The organism is Actinomyces naeslundii (genome assembly GCF_001956585.1).
GTDB classification, from domain to species: Bacteria; Actinomycetota; Actinomycetes; order Actinomycetales; family Actinomycetaceae; genus Actinomyces; species Actinomyces naeslundii.
Map to the genome: position 1 here is coordinate 51,827 of NZ_MSRR01000027.1, position 19,388 is coordinate 71,214.

Annotated in this window: 19 protein-coding genes; 11 read left to right on the forward strand and 8 right to left on the reverse strand. The window is 72.2% G+C overall.

The genetic code is table 11. The features are described from left to right. Nucleotides 1–4: 4 nt before the first annotated feature. The 4 genes from BKH33_RS11250 to BKH33_RS11260 all read right to left on the reverse strand — a co-directional run bounded on the left by BKH33_RS11250 (nt 5) and on the right by BKH33_RS11260 (nt 2,390). Nucleotides 5–739, reverse strand: coding sequence for a YczE/YyaS/YitT family protein (locus BKH33_RS11250; RefSeq protein ID WP_003785719.1), 735 nt, complete (start codon nt 737–739; stop codon nt 5–7). A 293-nt stretch (nt 740–1,032) separates the two neighbouring features. After that, nucleotides 1,033–1,107: a 50S ribosomal protein bL37 gene (locus BKH33_RS14395; protein ID WP_370538935.1), complete on the reverse strand. Its 75-nt coding sequence runs from the start codon at nt 1,105–1,107 to the stop codon at nt 1,033–1,035. A gap of 180 nt (nt 1,108–1,287) precedes the next feature. Continuing rightward, nucleotides 1,288–1,725 (reverse strand): mycothiol system anti-sigma-R factor, encoded by a 438-nt coding sequence (gene rsrA, locus BKH33_RS11255; protein WP_043539987.1) that lies wholly within the window; start codon nt 1,723–1,725, stop codon nt 1,288–1,290. After that, nucleotides 1,722–2,390, reverse strand: a complete 669-nt coding sequence (locus tag BKH33_RS11260; RefSeq protein ID WP_003785717.1) for a sigma-70 family RNA polymerase sigma factor — start codon at nt 2,388–2,390, stop codon at nt 1,722–1,724. The genes rsrA and BKH33_RS11260 overlap by 4 nt, the downstream gene beginning before the upstream one ends. Before the next feature lie 371 nt (nt 2,391–2,761). On the opposite strand from BKH33_RS11260, the gene BKH33_RS11265 reads away from it, so the two are divergent. From BKH33_RS11265 to BKH33_RS11290, 5 genes are all read left to right on the forward strand, one after another. Beyond that, nucleotides 2,762–3,262 (forward strand): DoxX family protein, encoded by a 501-nt coding sequence (locus BKH33_RS11265; protein WP_003785726.1) that lies wholly within the window; start codon nt 2,762–2,764, stop codon nt 3,260–3,262. Nucleotides 3,263–3,406: 144 nt separating this feature from the next. After that, nucleotides 3,407–5,683 (forward strand): NADP-dependent isocitrate dehydrogenase, encoded by a 2,277-nt coding sequence (locus BKH33_RS11270; RefSeq protein WP_003785745.1) that lies wholly within the window; start codon nt 3,407–3,409, stop codon nt 5,681–5,683. Further along, nucleotides 5,680–7,134: a 3-phosphoshikimate 1-carboxyvinyltransferase gene (aroA, locus tag BKH33_RS11275; RefSeq protein ID WP_081395138.1), complete on the forward strand. Its 1,455-nt coding sequence runs from the start codon at nt 5,680–5,682 to the stop codon at nt 7,132–7,134. Before BKH33_RS11270 ends, aroA begins: the two co-directional genes overlap by 4 nt. Then, a complete protein-coding gene (gene rsgA, locus BKH33_RS11280) occupies nt 7,134–8,240 on the forward strand; it encodes a ribosome small subunit-dependent GTPase A (protein WP_076142754.1) in 1,107 nt (368 codons plus the stop codon). Before aroA ends, rsgA begins: the two co-directional genes overlap by 1 nt. Nucleotides 8,241–8,663: 423 nt before the next feature. Next, a complete protein-coding gene (locus BKH33_RS11290) occupies nt 8,664–9,404 on the forward strand; it encodes a helix-turn-helix transcriptional regulator (RefSeq protein ID WP_003781557.1) in 741 nt (246 codons plus the stop codon). Nucleotides 9,405–9,541: 137 nt separating this feature from the next. Here BKH33_RS11290 and BKH33_RS11295 read toward each other — a convergent pair whose 3' ends face one another. Genes BKH33_RS11295 through BKH33_RS11305 form a run of 3 tightly spaced genes read right to left on the reverse strand, consistent with a single transcriptional unit; the run spans nt 9,542 to nt 13,829 of the window. Next, on the reverse strand, nt 9,542–11,197 hold the full coding sequence (locus BKH33_RS11295) for a multicopper oxidase domain-containing protein (protein ID WP_076142755.1): 1,656 nt from the start codon (nt 11,195–11,197) through the stop codon (nt 9,542–9,544). Next, nucleotides 11,194–12,591, reverse strand: a complete 1,398-nt coding sequence (locus BKH33_RS11300; RefSeq protein WP_043539963.1) for a hypothetical protein — start codon at nt 12,589–12,591, stop codon at nt 11,194–11,196. The genes BKH33_RS11295 and BKH33_RS11300 overlap by 4 nt, the downstream gene beginning before the upstream one ends. Then, the gene (locus BKH33_RS11305) at nt 12,588–13,829 is read right to left on the reverse strand and encodes a hypothetical protein (protein WP_076071943.1); all 1,242 of its coding nucleotides are present in this window, start codon (nt 13,827–13,829) and stop codon (nt 12,588–12,590) included. The genes BKH33_RS11300 and BKH33_RS11305 overlap by 4 nt, the downstream gene beginning before the upstream one ends. 202 nt (nt 13,830–14,031) lie before the next feature. On the opposite strand from BKH33_RS11305, the gene BKH33_RS11310 reads away from it, so the two are divergent. Genes BKH33_RS11310 through BKH33_RS11320 form a run of 3 tightly spaced genes read left to right on the forward strand, consistent with a single transcriptional unit; the run spans nt 14,032 to nt 15,976 of the window. Beyond that, a complete protein-coding gene (locus BKH33_RS11310; RefSeq protein ID WP_003785642.1) occupies nt 14,032–14,328 on the forward strand; it encodes a DUF2249 domain-containing protein in 297 nt (98 codons plus the stop codon). Nucleotides 14,329–14,385: 57 nt separating this feature from the next. Then, a complete protein-coding gene (gene moaA, locus BKH33_RS11315) occupies nt 14,386–15,606 on the forward strand; it encodes a GTP 3',8-cyclase MoaA (RefSeq protein ID WP_003785646.1) in 1,221 nt (406 codons plus the stop codon). A gap of 49 nt (nt 15,607–15,655) precedes the next feature. Then, nucleotides 15,656–15,976 carry a MoaD/ThiS family protein gene (locus BKH33_RS11320; protein ID WP_171971957.1) on the forward strand — a complete coding sequence of 107 codons (321 nt, stop codon included), beginning with the start codon at nt 15,656–15,658 and terminating at the stop codon, nt 15,974–15,976. A gap of 42 nt (nt 15,977–16,018) precedes the next feature. On the opposite strand, the gene BKH33_RS11325 is transcribed toward BKH33_RS11320, so the two are convergent. After that, nucleotides 16,019–16,432: a molybdenum cofactor biosynthesis protein MoaE gene (locus BKH33_RS11325; RefSeq protein WP_043539969.1), complete on the reverse strand. Its 414-nt coding sequence runs from the start codon at nt 16,430–16,432 to the stop codon at nt 16,019–16,021. A gap of 271 nt (nt 16,433–16,703) precedes the next feature. On the opposite strand from BKH33_RS11325, the gene BKH33_RS11330 reads away from it, so the two are divergent. The 3 genes from BKH33_RS11330 (at nt 16,704) to mobA (ending at nt 19,388) form a co-directional block, all read left to right on the forward strand. Next, nucleotides 16,704–18,110 (forward strand): molybdopterin molybdotransferase MoeA, encoded by a 1,407-nt coding sequence (locus BKH33_RS11330; protein WP_081395433.1) that lies wholly within the window; start codon nt 16,704–16,706, stop codon nt 18,108–18,110. 104 nt (nt 18,111–18,214) lie between these two features. Further along, nucleotides 18,215–18,709 carry a cyclic pyranopterin monophosphate synthase MoaC gene (moaC, locus tag BKH33_RS11335; RefSeq protein WP_003784078.1) on the forward strand — a complete coding sequence of 165 codons (495 nt, stop codon included), beginning with the start codon at nt 18,215–18,217 and terminating at the stop codon, nt 18,707–18,709. Then, nucleotides 18,702–19,388 carry a molybdenum cofactor guanylyltransferase gene (gene mobA / locus BKH33_RS11340; protein WP_003784081.1) on the forward strand — a complete coding sequence of 229 codons (687 nt, stop codon included), beginning with the start codon at nt 18,702–18,704 and terminating at the stop codon, nt 19,386–19,388. Before moaC ends, mobA begins: the two co-directional genes overlap by 8 nt.

Consider the following 19,388-nt stretch of genomic DNA (forward strand, 5'->3'; position numbering starts at 1 on the left):
CCGCTCAGGCAGGCGCTGGGGAGCCTTCGTCAGACGACGACTCGGAGGCGGCGAAGATGTCGCCGCTGATCCCCACCAGGCGGTTGGAGACGTGGTTGTTGAAGAAACCGACGATAGGGCCGATGAAGAAGCCCATGATGACCGTGCCCAGGGCGACGATGCCCAGTGAGAGGTCGAACCTGATCAGGAGCAGGGCCAGGAAGATCGTGATGATGTCCTGGACCAGCCGGTAGGCGCGGTAGCGGTAGCGCGGGAAGTGCCGCCTGAGCGAGGGAGCGATCCCGTCATAGGGGCACTGGCCCAGGTCGCAGGTGATGTACATGGAGACTCCCAGGCAGAACAGCGGCAGCCCGATCGCCAGGTGGAGGAGCATACTGCCGACGGAGTACTCGACGTGGAAGAAGCTGCGGTAGATCGGGCGGAAGTAGTCCACGAGGACGCCCACGACGGTGAAGTTGATGACCGTCCCCAGACCGAAGATGGACCGGTCGAAGGGGAAGACGAGGATCAGCATGATGATGTTAACGATCGGGACGATCGCCGCGAAGGAGATCCCGGAGACGTGGGAGATGCCCTGCAGGAAGGCGGTGAACGGGTCGACGCCGCTCTTGCCCTCCAGGCAGATCGCGATCCCGACCGCCGTGATCACCTCCCCCAGGAAGCACACGAGGATGCGCCGCAGGAGCGAGTTGTCAGAGAGTGTCCACTGGTCTGGTGCTGTCAGGTTCCTCAGGTTCATGTCACACCGCCGTCGTTGGGGAGGAGCCGGCAAGGCCATACCCACGAGACACCACCGGGTTCCTCGGTGAGAGGTTGGACAGTGCCCCTCACCACGAATCAGGCCGTGTCCCGCGGCTCACACCTCAGCGTCTCATCACCGTCAAGGCCGTAGGACCCAAACTGCGAGCGCGAACCGGCGCCTGACCAGGGCGGTTGCGGGACGGCTAAAGGACGGCGTCGGCCGGTCACCGCGGTGGTGACCGGCCGACGTCTGTTATGTCTCAGGGCGTTGCGCTCGGCGCGCTCCCCGGCTCAGGCGTTGGGACGCTTGCCGTGGTTGGCGCTGGACTTGGCGCGTGCACGACGCTTACGACCGCGCTTGCTCATCACTGCCTCCTCGTGTCTGGACTCGCCCCACGAGGGGGCACGGAACGCCGCTGATTCTCGCACAAGGCGACGCGACCCGGCCAGTCTCGCACCGCCGACCAGCCGGTGAAGGCGACCACATGTCACGGCGGGCGAGGACGCGGCCGCGGGCCAGCGGCCTCAACCTGACCGGGCGCCTCCTCAGTCGCGCTCGAAGTGGACGGTCCGGGAGGACTCGACCCGGGACTCCACGATGCGCACGACCCGCCCGGAGGCGGAGGCCTGAGTCTGGGTCGTGGTCGACGTCGTCGTCACGCTCACCGCGGTGGCACGCAGGGTCGACAGGCGCCCCAGGACCCGGGCACGCAGCTCGGGAGGGGCCTGCTCGGCGCACCGCGAGCGCAGGATCTCACGCAGGTGGGTCTCGGCGTCGGCGATGCGCGAGCAGTGCGGGCAGGTGGCGACGTGCTGGGCGAGGCGCTCGGTGAGGTCGGCCGTGCACTCCCGGTCGAGGAATGCCTCCAGGTGGGCGCGGGCCTCGGCGCAGGAGCAGTCCTGGGAGCCGGCTGCCGTCTTGGGATCCTCGGCGGATTCGGCGCTGTTCTCACCGTTCGTTCCCGGTTCCATACGGTCTCTCATTTCTCCTCCTCCCCGTAGCCGTACTCGCGGGCGTAGTCGGCCAGCAGCTCGCGCAGCTGGCGGCGCCCTCGATGCAGCCTGGACATGACGGTCCCGATCGGCGTGTCCATGATCTCGGCGATCTCCTTGTAGGAGAAGCCCTCCACGTCCGCCAGGTAGACGGCCAGGCGCCGGTCCTCGGTGAGCTGGCCGAGGGCCTCCTTGATGTCGGAGTCCGGCAGGGAGTCCAGGGCGAGGTTCTCGGCACTGGGCAGCCCCACCGAGTCGTGGGAGGCGGCCCGGTGCAGCTGCCAGTCCTCGACGGTGTCCGCGTCGGACTGGAGCGGCTCGCGCTGCTTCTTGCGGTAGGAGTTGATGAAGGTGTTGGTCAGGATCCGGTAGAGCCAGGCCTTGAGGTTGGTGCCGGGCCGGTACTGGTGGAAGGAGCCGAAGGCCTTGGCGTAGGCGTCCTGAACGAGGTCCTCGGCATCGGCCCGGTTGCGGGTCATGCGCAGGGCGGCACCGTAGAGCTGGTCCAGGTAGGGCAGGGCCTCGGCCTCGAAGCGAGCGGCCCGGGCCGCCTCGTCCTCATCGGAGGGAGCGCGGTCGAGGCCGTCCGCACCATCGTTCGGGTCGATCACCTCATCCAGGGTGATCTCGTCTGTGTGGTCATCGATGTCCGTCATCGCCCACGAGCCTAGCCCGATCCGGGCCTCCCGGACGTCATCAGCGCCAGGGGGACCGGTCATTGTGGCGGGTCGGTCCGACGAGCCGCCGGGGAACCGGGTCGGTCCTGGGCCACTGGTGCCGGCGCGCCCGCCAGGACCATCCAGCCGGTCGAGTCGACGCCGCGGGCCGCTCGCGGACGGGATCCTCGGCGCGCTCCGGCGTCGGGAGGGCCGGCTCGACGTCGGCACGATCGGCTGCTGAGTGCTCATGTCCTGACCAACAGGACGGTGCCCCGGATTCATTCCCCGTCCGCGCTCAGCGAGGCGCGTGCCACGTTCTTGCGGCGAAGTCGCTGGCCCGAGCCGCTCCGGTAGGCCAGGATGGGGGCATGAACATTCTGCGCTCCTTCGCCCGCCCGATGCTCGCTGCGCCCTTCATCGTCGACGGGCTCGATGCCCTCGCGCGCCCGTCACGCCACGTGGAGAAGTTCGAGAAGGTCGCCCCCACCCTGGAACGCGCCGGGCTGCCTCCGGTGCTGACCTCCGACGCCCGGATGCTCACTCGCGCCTCGGGCGCCGTGAGCCTCGTGGCCGGGCTGGGTCTGGCCGCCGGCCGGGCGCCCCGCACGAACGCCACGATCCTGGCCGCCCTCAACATCCCCCTGACCGTGGTCAACAACCCCGTCTGGGCGGTCAAGGGGACGACGGCTCGCAAGGAGGCCCTCTCCGGCCTGCTGCGCGGGGCCGCGCTGGGCGCCGGGCTCGTCCTGGCCGCCGTCGACCGCCAGGGCAGGCCGTCCCTGGCCTGGCAGCTGCGCAACTCCCGTCAGCAGCGCGAGGCGATCGAGGCCGCCCAGGAGGCCGTCCGCCAGCGCTACGTGACCGCCTGAGACACGCCGCCGGGGTCAGCCGGTTCGCACCCCGCCCCCGTCATCGCCGTCACCTGGACGTCACAGGTGACGGTTAGCCTCACCTCGTCCACTCCACCCCACCTCACCACGCGCAGACACGTCATCGACACGCAGGGAGCACCTATGACCGTCCAGTCCGCCCAGCCGGCCCAGGCAAGCCAGTCGACCCAGTCGAGGCAGACCGCGGAGCCCGACATCGTCTACACCTGGACCGACGAGGCGCCGATGCTGGCGACCCACTCCTTCCTGCCGATCGTGCGCGGCTTCGCCCGGCGGGCGGGCGTGAGCGTGGGCACCGCGGACATCTCGCTGGCGGGCCGCATCCTGGCGGCCTTCTCCCTGGCCGACGACGACCTGGCCCGCCTGGGCGAGCTCACCCAGTCCCCTGCGGCCACCATCATCAAGCTGCCCAACATCTCGGCCTCCCTGCCTCAGCTCAAGGCCGCCATCGCCGAGCTCAAGGCCCTGGGCCACGAGATCCCCGACTACCCCGACTCCCCCAGCACGCCCGCCGAGCGGGAGGCCCGCGCCGCCTACGACGCCGTCAAGGGCAGCGCCGTTAACCCCGTCCTGCGCGAGGGCAACTCGGACCGCCGCGCCCCGGCGGCCGTCAAGGCCTACGCCCGCTCGCACCCGCACTCGATGGGGGCCTGGTCGCCCGAGTCGCGCACGCGCGTGGCCACGATGGGGTCCGGCGACTTCCGGCACAACGAGCGCAGCGTCGTCGTCCCCGAGGCCGGCACCCTGCAGATCCGGCTGCGCCCGGCCGACGGCGGAGACCCCGTCATCCTGCGGGAGTCGCTGCCGGTAACGGCCGGGGAGGTCGTGGACGCCACCTTCATGAGCGCCGTCGCCCTGGACGAGTTCCTCGCACGGCAGGTGGCCGCCGCCAAGGATGAGGACCTGCTGCTGTCGGTGCACCTCAAGGCCACGATGATGAAGGTCTCCGACCCGCTCATCTTCGGCCACACGGTGCGCGCCGCCCTGCCGGGCGTCTTCTCCACCTACGGGCAGGTGCTGGCCGAGGCCGGCCTGCGCGCCGAGGACGGGCTGGGCTCGATCCTGGCGGGATTGAAGGCGCTGCCCCAGGGCGAGGAGATCCGCGCCGCCATCGAGGCCGAGCTCGCCGCCGGGCCGCGCCTGTCCATGGTGGACTCCGACCGCGGCATCACGAACCTGCACGTGCCCAGCGACGTCATCATCGACGCCTCCATGCCCGCCATGATCCGGGCCGGCGGCCACCTGTGGGGGCCGGACGGCCAGACTGCGGACACGCTCGCCGTCATTCCGGACTCCTCCTACGCCGGGGTCTACCAGGCCGCCATCGAGGACTGCCGCACCCACGGGGCCCTGGACCCGGCCACCATGGGCTCGGTGCCCAACGTGGGTCTCATGGCCCGCAAGGCCGAGGAGTACGGCAGCCACGACAAGACCTTCCTCATCCCGGCCGACGGCACCGTGGAGGTCGTCGTAGTCGAGGGCGCAGGCGCCGCGCCCGGCACGGTACTGCTGTCCCACGAGGTGACCGCCGGCGACATCTGGCGGGCCTGCACCACCCAGGGCGCCCCCATCCGCGACTGGGTGCACCTGGCGGTCACACGGGCCCGGGCCACCGGCGCCCCGGCCGTGTTCTGGCTGGACCCCGAGCGTGGTCACGACGCCGTCCTCATCGACCTGGTGCACCGTTACCTGGCCGATGAGGACACCGAGGGCCTGGACATCCGCGTCCTAGACCCGGTGGCGGCCACGCGCCTGTCCCTGGAGCGCGCCCGCCGCGGCGAGGACACGATCTCGGTGACCGGCAACGTCCTGCGCGACTACAACACGGACCTCTTCCCCATCCTCGAGCTGGGCACGAGCGCCAAGATGCTCTCCGTGGTGCCGCTGATGAACGGCGGCGGCCTGTACGAGACCGGGGCCGGGGGCTCGGCCCCCAAGCACGTGCGCCAGCTGCTCGAGGAGGACTACCTGCGCTGGGACTCCCTGGGCGAGTTCCTGGCCCTGGCCGAGGCCTTCCACCACGTGGCCCAGGTCAGCGGCAACGAGCGCGCCGAGGTCCTGGCCGACGCCCTGGAGGCCGCCACGGCCCGGCTGCTGGAGGAGAACCGTTCACCGGCGCGCCGACTGGGGCAGATCGACAACCGCGGCTCGCACGCCTGGCTGGCCCTGTACTGGGCCCGAGAGCTGGCCGCGCAGGAGACCAGCCCGGAGCTCGCCGCCGTCTTCGACCCGATCGCCCAGCAGCTCGAGGCCTTCAACGACACGATCCAGGCCGAGCTGCTGGCCGTCCAGGGCTCCCCGGTGGACATCGGCGGCTACTACCGTCCCGATACGACCCTGACCGACGCCGTCATGCGCCCCTCGACTACCCTCAACGCGGTCATCGAGGCCCTGGCGTGACCGACAGCCCCAGCGCCTCGGGCGCATCCGCCACGGCGGCTGCATCAGCGGACTCATACGAGCCGTGGCGGGCGCCGGTGGCGGCGGGGGCGCTGGACGCCGTCGTGGAGCTGCCGGGGTCGAAGTCGCTGAGCGCGCGGGCTCTGCTGCTGGCCGCCGTCGCCGACGCGCCGACGACGCTCAGCGGGCTCCTGCGCTCTCGCGACACCGAGCTCATGCTCGCCGCCCTCACGGCGCTCGGGGCCCGCTTCGAGGACCTCAACGACTCCGGCACGCGGTTGCGCGTCACGCCGGCTCCCCTGCCACTGCACGTGCAGGCAGCTCCCGACGGCGTCGGCCGTATCGACGTCGGCCTGGCCGGGACCGTCATGCGCTTCGTGCCCGCACTGGCCGCGCTGGCCGATGCCCCGGTCGTCTTCGACGGGGACGAGGCCGCCCGGCGCCGCCCCATGGCGCCGCTGCTCGACGCGCTGGCAGCCCTGGGCGCGGAGGTGACCCACCTCGGTGAGCCCGGCTTCCTGCCTGTACGCATCGGCCCCGGCGACGGCGCACTCCTGAAGGCCCAGAACGCCCGCGTGGCGGTCGACGGTTCGGCCTCCTCCCAGTTCGTCTCGGCCCTCCTGCTCCTGGGCGCCCTCCTGCCCGGCGGCCTGGAGCTCACCCCCACCGGGCCAGTGCCCTCGTTGACGCATGTGGCCATGACGGTGGCGACGCTGCGCGAGCGGGGCATCGCCGTCGACGAGCCCTCCCCCGGGGCCGGCGACGGCGAACGCACCTGGCGGGTCCGCCCCGGCAGCCCCCGCGGCGGGCAGGTGGCGATCGAGCCAGACCTGTCCAACGCCGGCCCCTTCCTCGCAGCGGCCCTCGTGGCCGGCGGCCGGGTGAGCGTCCCCCACTGGCCGGCGGCCACGACCCAGGCCGGTGACGCCTGGCGAGAGCTCCTACCCCGCCTGGGCGGCGAGGTGACGCTCTCGGGTGACCTGCTCACCGCCCGCGGCACCGGGCGGCTCAGCGGGATCGAGGCGGACCTGTCCGACGTCGGCGAGCTCGTCCCCACGGTGGCGGCCCTGGCCACCCTCGCTGGGGCGCAGGGCCACGCCAGCGCCCTCACCGGCATCGCGCACCTGCGCGGGCACGAGACCGACCGCCTGGCGGCCCTGGCCACCGAGATCCGTCTCCTGGGCGGGGACGCTGAGGAGACCACTGACGGGCTCATCATCCGCCCCGCCCCGCTGCACGGCGCCGCTTTGCACTCCTACGCCGACCACCGGATGGCCACCTTCGCCGCCATCATCGGTCTGGGCGTGGACGGGGTTCGCCTCGACGACGTCGAGTGCACCTCCAAGACGCTGCCCGACTTCGTGGGCCTGTGGGCCGCCATGCTCGCCACCGTGGGCAGGAAGCTCAGCGCTGTGCCTGGCAGTCCGGGATTCCCGGGAGCCGGTGACTGATGGCCCGACGCGATATCGGCACCGACGACCCCCGGGTGCGGGTCCGCCCCGGCCGGGGCTCGCGCCCCCGCACCAAGCAGCGCCCCAGCCACTCCGATGCGGTCCTGGGCATGGTCACCCGCATCGACCGCGGCCACTACCGCATCCGCCTCGACGATCCCGGACTCACCGAGGACTCCAGCGGCGACATCACCGCCATGAAGGCCCGCGAGCTCGGTCGGGGCAAGGTCGTCGTCGGCGACCGGGTCGCCGTCGTCGGGGACACGAGCGGACGCACCGGGACCCTGGCCCGCATGGTGCGCATCGAGGAGCGCGCCACCCTGCTGCGCCGCAGCGCCGAGGACGGCGACGCCGCCGGCACCGAGCGGGCGATCGTCGCCAACGCGCGCCAGCTCGTCATCGTCACCGCCGTGGCCGACCCCGAGCCGCGCCCACGGATGATCGACCGCTACCTCGTGGCCGCCTACGACGCCGGCATGGAGCCGCTCATCGTGCTGACCAAGACCGACCTGGCCGACGCCGCCCCCCTGACGGACCTCTACGGCCCCCTGGGCGTGCGCTGCCTGGCCACGCGAGTACACCCCGGCACCTCAGAGCGCGGGGCCGATCCCACCGAGACCGGCGGGCCACAGGAGCAGGCCGACGACGACGGCGTCGAGGCGGTCCGCCGGGCGCTCAGCGGCACCGTCTCAGTCCTCGTGGGTCACTCCGGGGTCGGCAAGTCCACGCTCATCAACGCGATCGTTCCCGGCGCCGACCGCGCCACCGGCCACGTCAACGAGGTCACCGGCCGCGGCCGCCACACCTCCACCAGCCTCCAGGCCCTTGCCCTTCCCGGCGACGGCTGGGTCATCGACACCCCCGGAGTGCGCTCCTTCGGGGTCTCCCACGTGGGCAGCGCCGACGTCCTGCGTGGCTTCCCGGACCTGGACTCCGTGGCCGAGGACTGCCCTCGCGGGTGCACCCACGAGGACGGCGTCGTCGACTGCGCCCTGGACGAGTGGGTGAGCGATCCGGCCGCGCCCGAGGGGCGCCGGGCCCGCGTGGAGTCCTTCCGCCGGTTGCTGGCCCCGTCGCTGGAGGCCGAGGATCCCACCAAGCCCTGAACAACATCCCACGGCGAGCCCCTGCCGCCCGTGGGCGCCTGGCGGCGGGACGGAGACCCGCCTGAGCCCGCCTCCGTCGGCGGGTTGTCCCGGGACGACACCGACCGCCTGCCGGACTCGACCCGGTCCTTCCAGGGGACGCCGAGGGGCGGTCGCCCAGCGGGAGGCCACGACGCGCCGGGCGACGTCCTTCCATGAGCATCACGGTTTCGTTGATAGCGCGATCCTTAACTCTGAGGACCGTTTGCCCGACTACTGGGCGACGACCCACCCAAAACGGCGCCAGTACTGAGTTTTTTCACGTTTCAACGGAACCCTTATTGGACACCATGTGCTAAAACTCACATCACATAGCCGTTGCAGGTTTCAACTACAAGCCGATTTTGACGGTTCCCACAAGCGAAAGCGCGTTAGTCTCATGACATGCACAACCGTCCGATCCCTTCACTCCCACGTCCTGCCCTGGGCGACCTGTCCGCACGCGCCAACCTCTCAGCGGCGCGCCGGCGCGTCCTGGAGGTCGTGGAGGCTTCAAACGACGCGATGACGGCCGTCCAGGTCGCCAGCGCACTCAACCTGCACCACAACACCGTCCGTGAGCACCTCGACGCCCTGGTGGACGCCGGGTTCGTCACGGTGTCCACCAAGCCGACGGGCAAGCGGGGCCGCCCGGCCCTGCGCTACGCCTCAACGGCTCCCGACCCCCAGCAGATGGTCGACGCCTACCTGCTGCTGCTCGATGCGATCGCCGACACCCTGGGCGAGGGCGAGGAGGCCCGCACCACCGCTCTGGAGATCGGTCGTCGCTGGGCCGAGCTGACCCCCGGCACCATCGCCGAGCCCGTGGTCGACGGCGAGGAGGTGGACCGGGTCACCGCCCTCATCCCCTACCTCGCGGTCATGGGCTTCGCCCCGGAGGTCTCCGGCGACACCGTCGTCCTGCGCTCCTGCCCGCTGGTCACGCGCAACCACCGGCCGCGCGACCTGGTGTGCACCATGCACGAGGGGTTCCTGCGGGCCGTCGTCGGCCCCGACCCGGAGGCCTACGAGCGCATCAAGTTCCTCCCGAACGGGCCCGACGGCTGCCAGCTCAGCCCGGCTGAGCCCGCCCAGCCGGCCCAGGAGGAGCCGGGGCTGAAGATCGTCCACGCCGACGTCGCCTGACCTCCACGGCTCCGACAACACCATCTGTCCACCCACCAACCACTACTCAGATCGCAAGGCTTCGGCCCCGGGCACAGTCGCCCGGGGCCGAAGCGCGTTCGGTGGCTCTCAAGGCCGCGTCACGAGGCGCGCCCGGCTCAGGCGGTGACCTCCAGGACACCGTGAGCGCCCTTCTCCATGTCGGCGAAGGAGTGGGAGACGAACACGTAGTGGCCCGGCTCGGAGGCGACGCACTCGACGAAGCCGCCCTGGGCCGGCTGCAGGCCGAGGGCCTGGGATCCGCAGGACCAGGCGGCCCCGATCCGGTTCGGGCCGCCGAGGGTCCAGGCCCCCTCGAAGAAGACCTGGTCGAAGTGCAGGCCGACGGCGTGGAACGACGTCGGCAGGGAGGGCCCCGCGGCCATGACCCAGAAGCGCACGCGCTCACCCACCTTGGCCTTGAGCGGCTGCTGGTGGTACTGGAAGGCCACCCCGTTGAAGGTCATGAGGTCGGGGGTCTTGGCGGCGATCTTGTCCGTGTTGGGCTCGCCGCCCTCGGGGCCGAGGTAGACCTCGGAGGCGACGATGGCGTACTCGCGGTCAACGGCCGGCAGACCCGGCGGGTCGATGATGACGGCCCCGTGCATACCGGCGGCCAGGTGCAGGCTCATCGGCGATGTGGAGCAGTGGTAGAGCCAGATCCCCGAGTGCTGGGCCTTGAAGGTGTAGACGAGGGACTCCCCGGGGTTGATCGAGCGCATCGCCTTATCGGGCGGGGTGATGCCGGCGTGGAAGTCGAGGGAGTGGCTCATGGTGCCGTCGTTGACCAGGGTGATCTCGAAGGTGTCCCCCACCTTGCCGCGCAGGACGGGGCCGGGGACCTGGCCGTTGAAGGTCATGCGCCGCTGGGTGACACCACCACCGACCTGCATGACCTGCTCCTTGACGGTGAAGGTGTGCCGGTGGGTCATGGGTCCGCCGTCGGGGCTGCTCGGGGTGGGCGGCAGTGCGGCGTCGAAGGCCTTGAAGTCGGCGGGCAGGTGGGCGGAGTAGTCGGGGACCGCATCCTTGCCCGAGCCCGTCTGCGTGCTCTGGCCGCCGCCGTGCTGGTGGGCACCGGCAGCCGTCCCGCCCGCGGTGACGTGGAAGACCATGCCCTGGGCGCGGTGGCCGGCGATTGAGCACCAGCCCTCGACGGGCCCCGCGACGACGCCGGCGTCGAGCGTGCCCTTGGCACCGGCGGCCACGCGGCCGGTGGTCTGGCCAGTGGCCAGGACGAGGTCGTGGACCTGGTCGGCGGTGTTGTCCAGGGTGATGACGAGTCGGTCGCCAGGGGTGACGTCAACCGTGTCCGGCACGAAGCGCATGCCCTCCACCTTGATGGTGGCGTTGACGGTGTTGCCGGTGGCCTCGATGTCCTGGGTGGCCCCGCCCTGGCCTCGGTTGCCGATGACGCTGCCGACGACGACGGCCGCTCCGGCGGTGAGCAGCCCCATGAGGATGCCGCGGCGGTCGGCGGAGTGCAGCAGGCCGCCCGATGACGCTGACCCGGCAGATGCTGTCGCACCGGCCCCCGCCGTCGAGTTGGCCCTGCTCGCCAGGGGGCGGCGGTTGCGGTCGATGGCCGGAGCGGTGCCGGCCGTGACCGCCCGGCGGTGGGCGGCCTCGGGCTTGTCGGGAGCCGTCTCGGCGCTGCCGGCTGCGGCACCACCGGCGCTCTGAGCGGCAGTGCTCTCGGCGGCGCCCGAGGCGGTGTTCTCAGAGGTGGCGGCCTCATCCGGGGATGGTGCCTGTGCGTCGGGCGTCTTCGTCATCGGGTTCCTCTTCGGGGCTGGGCGGGTTGACGGCCCGCGGGATCTAAGGTGGGGGCGGCGCCCGCCGGGGTGCGCAGCGTGCGCTTGCGGCGGGAGAGCTCGCGCAGGCAGAGGATCATGCCCACCAGCAGGTAGGAGGTGACCAGGGCCGCCAGCGCCCCGGCGACGAGACGCACCTGCCAGGGCATCGTGGGGGTGATGGCCAGCAGGAGGCAGGCGTTGGCGGCGGTGACCCGGTACGCGGCATGACGATCCATGATCGTGTTGGTGGCCCGGGTGGCCGCAGGGCCGCCGCCGAGCATCACCGGGGCGAGATAGCTCAGGGCCGCCACGAGGATCTGGAGGGCGAAGCCCGCCGCCAGGGGCAGGCGCAGGGCGTGGACGACGTCACGGGCGGCGGCCGCGTCGTCGGCCAGAGCCATACGGGTCCCCAGCACGGCGACGCAGCCGACGAACCAGAACACCGAGGCCGTGGCTGACGCCGTGGCGAAGGATGTCGGCGGGACCCGGCGGGCCGTCCTGTAGGCGGGCACGAGGACTCCGCAGGCACCGCCGAGGTAGACCAGGGTGCCCAGACCTGCCAGGGGAGGCCACAGCCCGGAGGAGGCCACGAGCGCGGTGCCGCCCACGAGATAGGGCAGGCCGCGGGTGGTCCAGCGCGGCGCCATGGGCTCCATGGGGGTGCGCAGCATCGTGGGCCACAGAACGGTGAGCGTGCCCAGGACCGTGGTGCCCACGAAGCCCAGCAGCATGGTGGTCGTGTGGGCCAGGTAGAAGATGTCGGCCAGCCCGGAGCGCCCGCGGGCGTTGGACCAGGAGATGAGGAAGCCCAGGAGCGCACCGGTGGCCAGCAGGACCAGGGCGACGGCGTAGTGGACGGCCAGGGACGCCAGTCGCGGGGCGATGGCGCGCCGGTACTGCACGGTGATGGCCACGACGCCGGCAATGGCCTGGGCCATGACGATGCCCGCCCCGATCAGCGCCAGCACCTGGTGGCCCATGGTGATGCCGGTGAGCACGACGGCCGTGCCGAGGCTGTGGGCGTAGAGGCGCGCGTCCAGGAGAGCGGCGCCGCCCAGGGCGGGCCGGTGCAGGAGGGTGTCGGCGAAGTGGGCGGACCAGATGGTGATGGCGCTGCCGATGCCTCCCAGGAGCAGGGCGTGCAGAGGCAGCCAGGTGCCCCAGGAGACCAGGGGGCCCACGATCGTGAGACCCGCCAGGACCGCGGCGGTGAGCAACCAGGCCATGACGAGGGCGTTGCGACGCACCTGGGTGGTGCGCCGGGAGGTCTTCTTGGCGGGGCGGCCGCCCAAGCCCCGCGATCGTCCGGGACCGGGAGACGAGCCGGGCCGGGGTCCGGGCCCGGTGCCGGGAGAACCGATGGACAGGCTCATGCGGGGCTCCCGCCCGCCTGCGACGTCGTCGATCCGGATGCTGCGGCCGCAGCCGGCCTCCTCGTCCGGACCGGTTTCCGGATGCTGCCGGAGGTCAGGACACGCCCCAGGGTGAGGACCATGAAGACGAGGATCGCCGCCACCCCCACGACGCCGCCGATCCGCCAGACGCCGGCGGTGCCTGCCAGCAGGCCCGCCACGCGCACCACCAGGCCGGCGTGCAGCAGAACGTAGGGCAGCCACATGAGCCGGTGGTAGGGCAGGGCGCGGTGGACGATCGCGGGGATGATGACCGGGGCGTGGGCCAGGATCATGGAGAAGGCGAAGCCCACCGTGATGCAGTGGATGACGATCTCATAGGCGGATCCGCTCAGGCCCTGGATGCCCCACAGCGACCAGACCGCCCCGGCGACGGCGAGCCACGCGTAGCCCGCGAGCATGGAGGCCGCTATGAAGCGCACCCCGCCGCCGGCACGCACCGTGCGCCGGGCGACGTCGTAGTACGCCATGACGACGGCCAGCCCCAGCAGGGCCGGACCGACCACGAGGTGGGATCCCTGAGCCACCAGCAGCAGGCAGGCACCCAGGACCGCCGCACCGGACAGGGCCTCGACGACGGTCTCGACCATCTCGTCGAGGAAGGCGATGCGGGCCAGCTCCAGGCGCTCACCGACGATGGTGAGTGTGGGGAACAGCAGCCACAGGGGGACGACGTCCTCGATGCCGCGGCCCCCCAGCCACAGGACGTCTCCCAGCAGGAGGGCGGCGGCACCCATGGCCTCGACGTCGACGGCGGCGCTGGGGGCGCGCCGATGAACCCGCAGGTAGATGCCGCACAGGATGCCGGCGGCGATGGTCATGAGGCCCCGGCCGACGACGTCGGGGGCGCCGGCCATGAGGGCCAGGCAGGCCGCGGCGTTGCCCAGGGGGGCGAGGAAGGCCCAGGGGGCGCGGGCGGCGACCGCCCGCTCCAGGGCGATGACGGTCCCCAGGAAGCCGACGAGCATGAGGGGCCCGTGGAGCGCCGCCAGCTCGGCCCTGTCGATGGGGGCCGGCAGGTTGAGGCGCAGGAGGGCGGCGTTGAGTCCCATGAGGATGCAGGCGGCGCCCAGGGCCAGGGCCACCAGGCGCGGCGCCACCCGGGTGGTCAGCGCCCGGCTGAGGCGGCTGGCCTCGTCGTCGGCGATGGGCGCCTTGATCTGCGCGCCTGCCGCCGCTGCCGGCTTGTCCGTCTCCACGGCCCAACCGTATCCAACAGCGCTGGAAACACCCGCATGCACACCAACAGAAAATTCATAGACGACACGGCTCCGCGTCATTTATGAGATTTTGGTCGGTTGTGGTGGAGGTCGTACCGGCGAACGTGGACGGTCGTTCCCGCCGGCCCGCCTCAGTAGTAAGGTCGCTGTGGCCAGTACGAACACTCCGAAGGAGAACCCTATGAGCGAGAGCCCCGAGCTGCTGCCCGTCACCGAGAAGAAGTCCAGCTGCGGCTGCCACGAGCACAGCGACGAGCGCCTCACCCTGGACGCGCGCGCCATCCCGCACCGTCTGCGCCACGCCGCGGTCATCGGTGCCGCCTCCTCCCTGAACCCCGGTGAGGGCTTCGACCTGGTGGCCCCCCACGTGCCCACCCCGCTGCTGGCCCAGATCGACCAGCTGCCCTTCACCTTCCAGCACACCCTGCTGGAGCAGTCCGAGGGCTTCGCGCGCGTCGAGATCCTGCGCACCGCCTGATTCGCGGCAGCGGAGCACACCTGCCGGCCTGAAGCGTCCGACCGATATGCTCGATCCATGACGCCAGCACCGCTCGACACCCTCGATTCCGAGGCCGTCGGCCAGGGCACGAACCGTGTTCACCTCACGGATCTGCCCATGCCGACGGCCCGGACGGTACTGGCCGAGCAGCCCGAGGCGCCCCACGCATCGGCAGAGCCGCTCCCCCAGCCGGTGGCCGTCGTGCCCGACGGCGTCCCGGAGCGTCTCACCGACCGTTACGGGCGCACCGTGCGCGACCTGCGCCTGTCGATCACGGACCGCTGCAACCTGCGCTGCACCTACTGCATGCCCGCGCAGGGGCTCGAGTGGCTGCCCACCCCGGACCTGCTGACCACCGCCGAGCTCACCCGTCTGGGGCGCCTGGCCGTCGAGCGCCTGGGGGTGGAGCGCATCCGCCTCACCGGGGGCGAGCCCCTGCTGCGCCGGGACCTGGAGGAGGTCATCGCCTCGCTGGCCACCCTGCGCACGACCAGCGGCGGCAAGCCGGACATCGCCCTGACCACCAACGGACTGGGCCTGGAGAAGCGGGCCGGGGCCCTGCGCAAGGCAGGGCTGGGCCGCGTCAACGTCTCCATCGACTCCCTGGATCCCCAGGACTATGCCGCCATTACCCGGCGTGACCGGCTCACCGACGTCCTGGCGGGGATCGCCGGCGCCCAGGAGGCCGGTCTGGATCCCATCAAGGTCAACGCCGTGGTCATGCCCGCCACCGTGGAGGAGCGCGCACCACGTCTGCTGGCCGAGTGCCTGCGCCGCGGCTGGCAGCTGCGCTTCATCGAGCACATGCCGCTGGGGCCGCGCGAGACATGGCGCAGCCAGGACGTCGTCGGGGCCCAGCAGGTCCTGGCGACCCTGAGGAGGGCCGGTTTCGCCCTCACGGAAGCGGGCCGCCCCGACCGCCGCCCGGCCGCGCTGTGGCGCGTGGCGGCAGGAACGCACGGGGGCCAGGAGCACCCGGCCGGGAGCGTCGGCATCATCGCCTCGGTCACCGCGCCCTTCTGCTCGGACTGCGACCGCACTCGTGTCACGGCCGACGGGCGCCTCATGACCTGCCTGTTCTCCAGCACCGAGACCGACCTGCGCGGCCCGATGCGCGCCGGGGCCGACGACGACGAGCTCATCCGCATCTGGGCGGGGGCCACCTGGCTCAAGCCCCGGGCGCACGGCTCGGACGAGCCACCCGGATCCGAGCACTTCGCCCGGCCGCAGCGCACCATGTCGGCCATCGGCGGCTGACCGAAGCCGACCATGCCCGAGCCGTCCCCCAATCAAGGAGTCCCCCGAGATGAGTCCCTCCCCCGAGACCGCAGCACGTACAGCGGCGGAGGCGCCAGGAGAGCCGCCGGCTGAGACGCTGTCGGTGACCCTGCGCTACTTCGCCGCGGCCGCCGACGCCGCCGGCCGTCCCGAGGAGCGCCTCGACCTGCCCGCCGGCACGACGCTGGCGGGGCTGCGCGAGCAGCTGGCCGGGCGCGGCCTGGAGATGGCGCGGGTCGTCCCCATCTGCAGCTTCCTGGTCAACTCGGTCTCCACGCCGGCCGACTCGCTCACGCCCTTGGCCGACGGCGACGCCGTCGACGTCCTGCCGCCCTTCGCCGGCGGGTGAGCTCCGGCCCCGCAGCGCTCCATTCGCAACGGCGGAGGGGCGTCAGGCGAGGTTGCTCCACTGGGAGGTGCCGTCGGAGAAGGTCTGGCGCTTCCACACGGGCAGACGCTTCTTGACCTCCTCGACGATCTCACCGCAGGTGGCGAAGGCCTCGGCGCGGTGATCGGAGCTCACCGCGACCGCGAGCGCCGCCTCCCCGACGGCCAGGTCCCCGACGCGGTGGACGACCCCCAGGGCCCGCACCTGTCCGCGCTCGGCGACGTCGCGGGCGATCTCCTTGACGATCTGCCCGGCCGTGGGGTGGCAGGAGTAGCCGATGCCGCTGACGCCGCGGTCGGCGTCGTGGTTGCGGACCACGCCCTCGAAGGTGACGACGGCGCCGGCGGCCGCGTCGTGGACGGCGTCGGCGAGCTCGGTGACGCTGATGGGCGCCTCGGTGACCTCGGCGCGCACCACGCGGGCGGGCCCATGCTTCTCGGGGCTGGTGGTCACAAGGGTCTCCTCGTCCTGGCGTCGTCGTGAGGGCCGTGTCGACGCCCGTACAGGCATCCGGGTTGAGGTCATGGCGCTCTCGGCCGCGAGCATACCCAGGTCGGCGGGAGCTGCCGAACGCGCATGATAGAGATAGGGCGAGTCCGCGACGACGTCCGGTGCCGGCTCACCTGCAGGCCGAGTCACCCGGTGGTGACGCTCGTGGCTCGACCAGGCCCGTCGAGAAAGGACCGCTATGGCGCAGATGATTCCCCTGGAGGACTACGTCGCCCGGGTGCTGGAGGCGATCGTTCCTCTGGCGAGCACCCGGGTGGCGCTGGGCGAGGCCCATGGGCGGATCCTCGCCGAGGACGTCAGTGCCGTGGTTCCGGTGCCGCCATGGACGAACTCGGCGATGGACGGTTACGCCGTGCGCGCCGCTGAGACGAGCGGGGCCTCGGCCCAGGCCCCGGTGGTGCTGCCGGTGGCCGGGGACGTGCCGGCGGGAGCTGCGCCCATCCCCTTGGCTCCGGGGAGCGCGCAGCGGATCATGACCGGGGCGATGCTTCCCGAGGGCGCCGACGCCGTGGTCAAGGTGGAGGACACCGACCAGGCGCCCGGGCCCCACCCGCTGCCGGAGCGCGTCGAGATCCACGCCGCGGCACGGGAGGGTCTCAACGTGCGCCGGGCCGGGGAGAACGTGCGCGCGGGCGATTCGGTGATGGCGGCGGGAACGAGGCTGTCTGCGGCGGCCGTCTCCGCCCTGGCCTCCGTGGGGCTCGGCTCGGTGCCGGTGGCGGCGCGGGCTCGCGTGGCGGTGGTCTCCACCGGGGCCGAGCTGCGCGACGCCGGGGAGAGTCTTGCCCCCGGCGCGATCCCGGACTCCAACGGCCTGCTGCTGGCCGGTCTGGTGTCCGAGCACGGTGCGGACTGCGTGAGTGTGGCCCGCAGCGGGGACAGCGCCGAGGAGCTGGCCGCGGTGCTGCGCCGGGCCGCGGCGGGAGCCGACCTCATCGTCACCTCCGGCGGCGTGTCAGCGGGGGCCTTCGATCCCCTGACGATGCTGGCGCACGCGGACCAGCACGAGGGCGCACCGGTGCATCTGGACTTCGTCAAGGTGGCCATGCAGCCGGGCAAGCCCCAGGGGCACGGCTGGGTGCGGGCCGACGACGGCCGGCGGGTCCCGATCATCTGCCTGCCGGGCAACCCGGTGAGCGTCCTGGTCTCCTTCACCACCATCGTGGCCCCGGCCCTGGCCCGCCTGGCGGACGTGGACAGCTGTCTTCCCGATCTCCCCGGCCGGCCCACGCTGACGGCGCGTGCTGCCGCGGCCTGGCGCACCCCGCCGGGACGGCGCCAGCACGTGCCCGTGCGCTTCACCGAGCCACCCACCGAACCCGCCGCGGGCTCGGGAGCCGACGCCGGAGACCGCATCGGGGCCCAGTCCGAATCTGATGCTGCGCCTGGTACGGGGGTCTCCTGGGTGACGCCCACCCACCGGCTGGGATCGGGCTCGCACCTGGTGGCCTCGCTTCCCGCCGCGCAGGCGCTGGCGGTTGTGGCCGCTGAGGTCGAGTCGGTGGAGGTGGGCGACGAGCTGTCCCTCATCCCGCTCACCGGCTCATGTCCTTCTGGCCGCCCAGTGCGCGTAGACGCACCTTAATCCCCGAGATCGGTCCCTGCGGATGCGCCATCGATGACCGCCATCGATGACCATGGTGCCTCCGCGACGAGCAACCCCACGCCCTCCCGCTGAAGGAGACCCTCATGGAAACCCGCCCCCGGATCACCCTCACCCACCTGGACGAGGCGGGCTCCGCCTACATGGTGGACGTCACCGCCAAGACCCCGACCGTGCGCGAGGCCCGCGCCAGTGCCTTCGTGTCCTGCTCGGAGGCGATCGTGACCGCCCTGCGCGAGGGCGCGGTCCCCAAGGGGGATGTCCTCGCGGTGGCCCGCGTGGCCGGGATCGCGGCGACGAAGAAGGTCCCCGAGCTCCTCCCGCTGGCACACGTCATCGGTGTACACGGCGCACGCGTGGACCTGGAGATCGTCGACGGCGGCGTGCGCATCGAGACATCCGTCCGCACGACCGACCGGACCGGGGTGGAGATGGAGGCGCTCACCGCTGCCACCGTGGCGGGTCTGGCGATCGTCGACATGGTCAAGGGAGTGGACCGGGGCGTTGAGCTGCGTGAGGCCAAGGTGATCGCCAAGTCCGGGGGCCGCTCCGGGGACTGGGTGCGCGGAGACGATGCCTGACCAACCGGCGGATCACGCCGCGAACCTCGGCCCCGCTGCGGGTGCCACCGGCACGCCTGACGAATCCGGCGTGGTCGACGTCGTCGTGCTGGCCGGCGGGACCGGCAGACGGCTGGGCGGGGCGGTCAAGCCCGATGTCGTGGCCCGCGGGACCCGTCTGCTCGACCACGTCCTGGCCGGGCTGGAGCAGCTGCGGGACCGGGGCCTTCCGCTCGGGCACGTGTGCGTCGTCGCCCCGGCCGCGGTGGATCTGCCGACGGGCGTCCTACGAGCACTGGAGGACCCGCCGCTGGGCGGGCCGGTCGCCGGTATCGCCGCCGGACTGGAGAGCCTGGACCAGTGCGGACCCACCGCCGGGCTGATCGGGCTCCTCACCTGCGACGCCCCGTCCTCCTGGCGCGCTCTGCCGGGCCTCATCGAGGCGCTGCGTCAGAGCGAGCCGGGAGCGGACGGGGTCTGCGCCCTCGACGGCGACCACGTCCAGTACCTGCTGGGCCTCTACCACCGCCGGGCGCTAGCCACGGCCGCGGCCCCGGACGGCGTCCCCCTGCGCGACACGGCCGTGCGCCGGTCCCTCGGGCGCCTCCGGGTCACGGCGATACCCGTGCCCCACGGCGTCGTGCGGGACCTGGACACCTGGGCCGAGGTCCGCGCCTGGGACACCGACGCACCCGAGTGA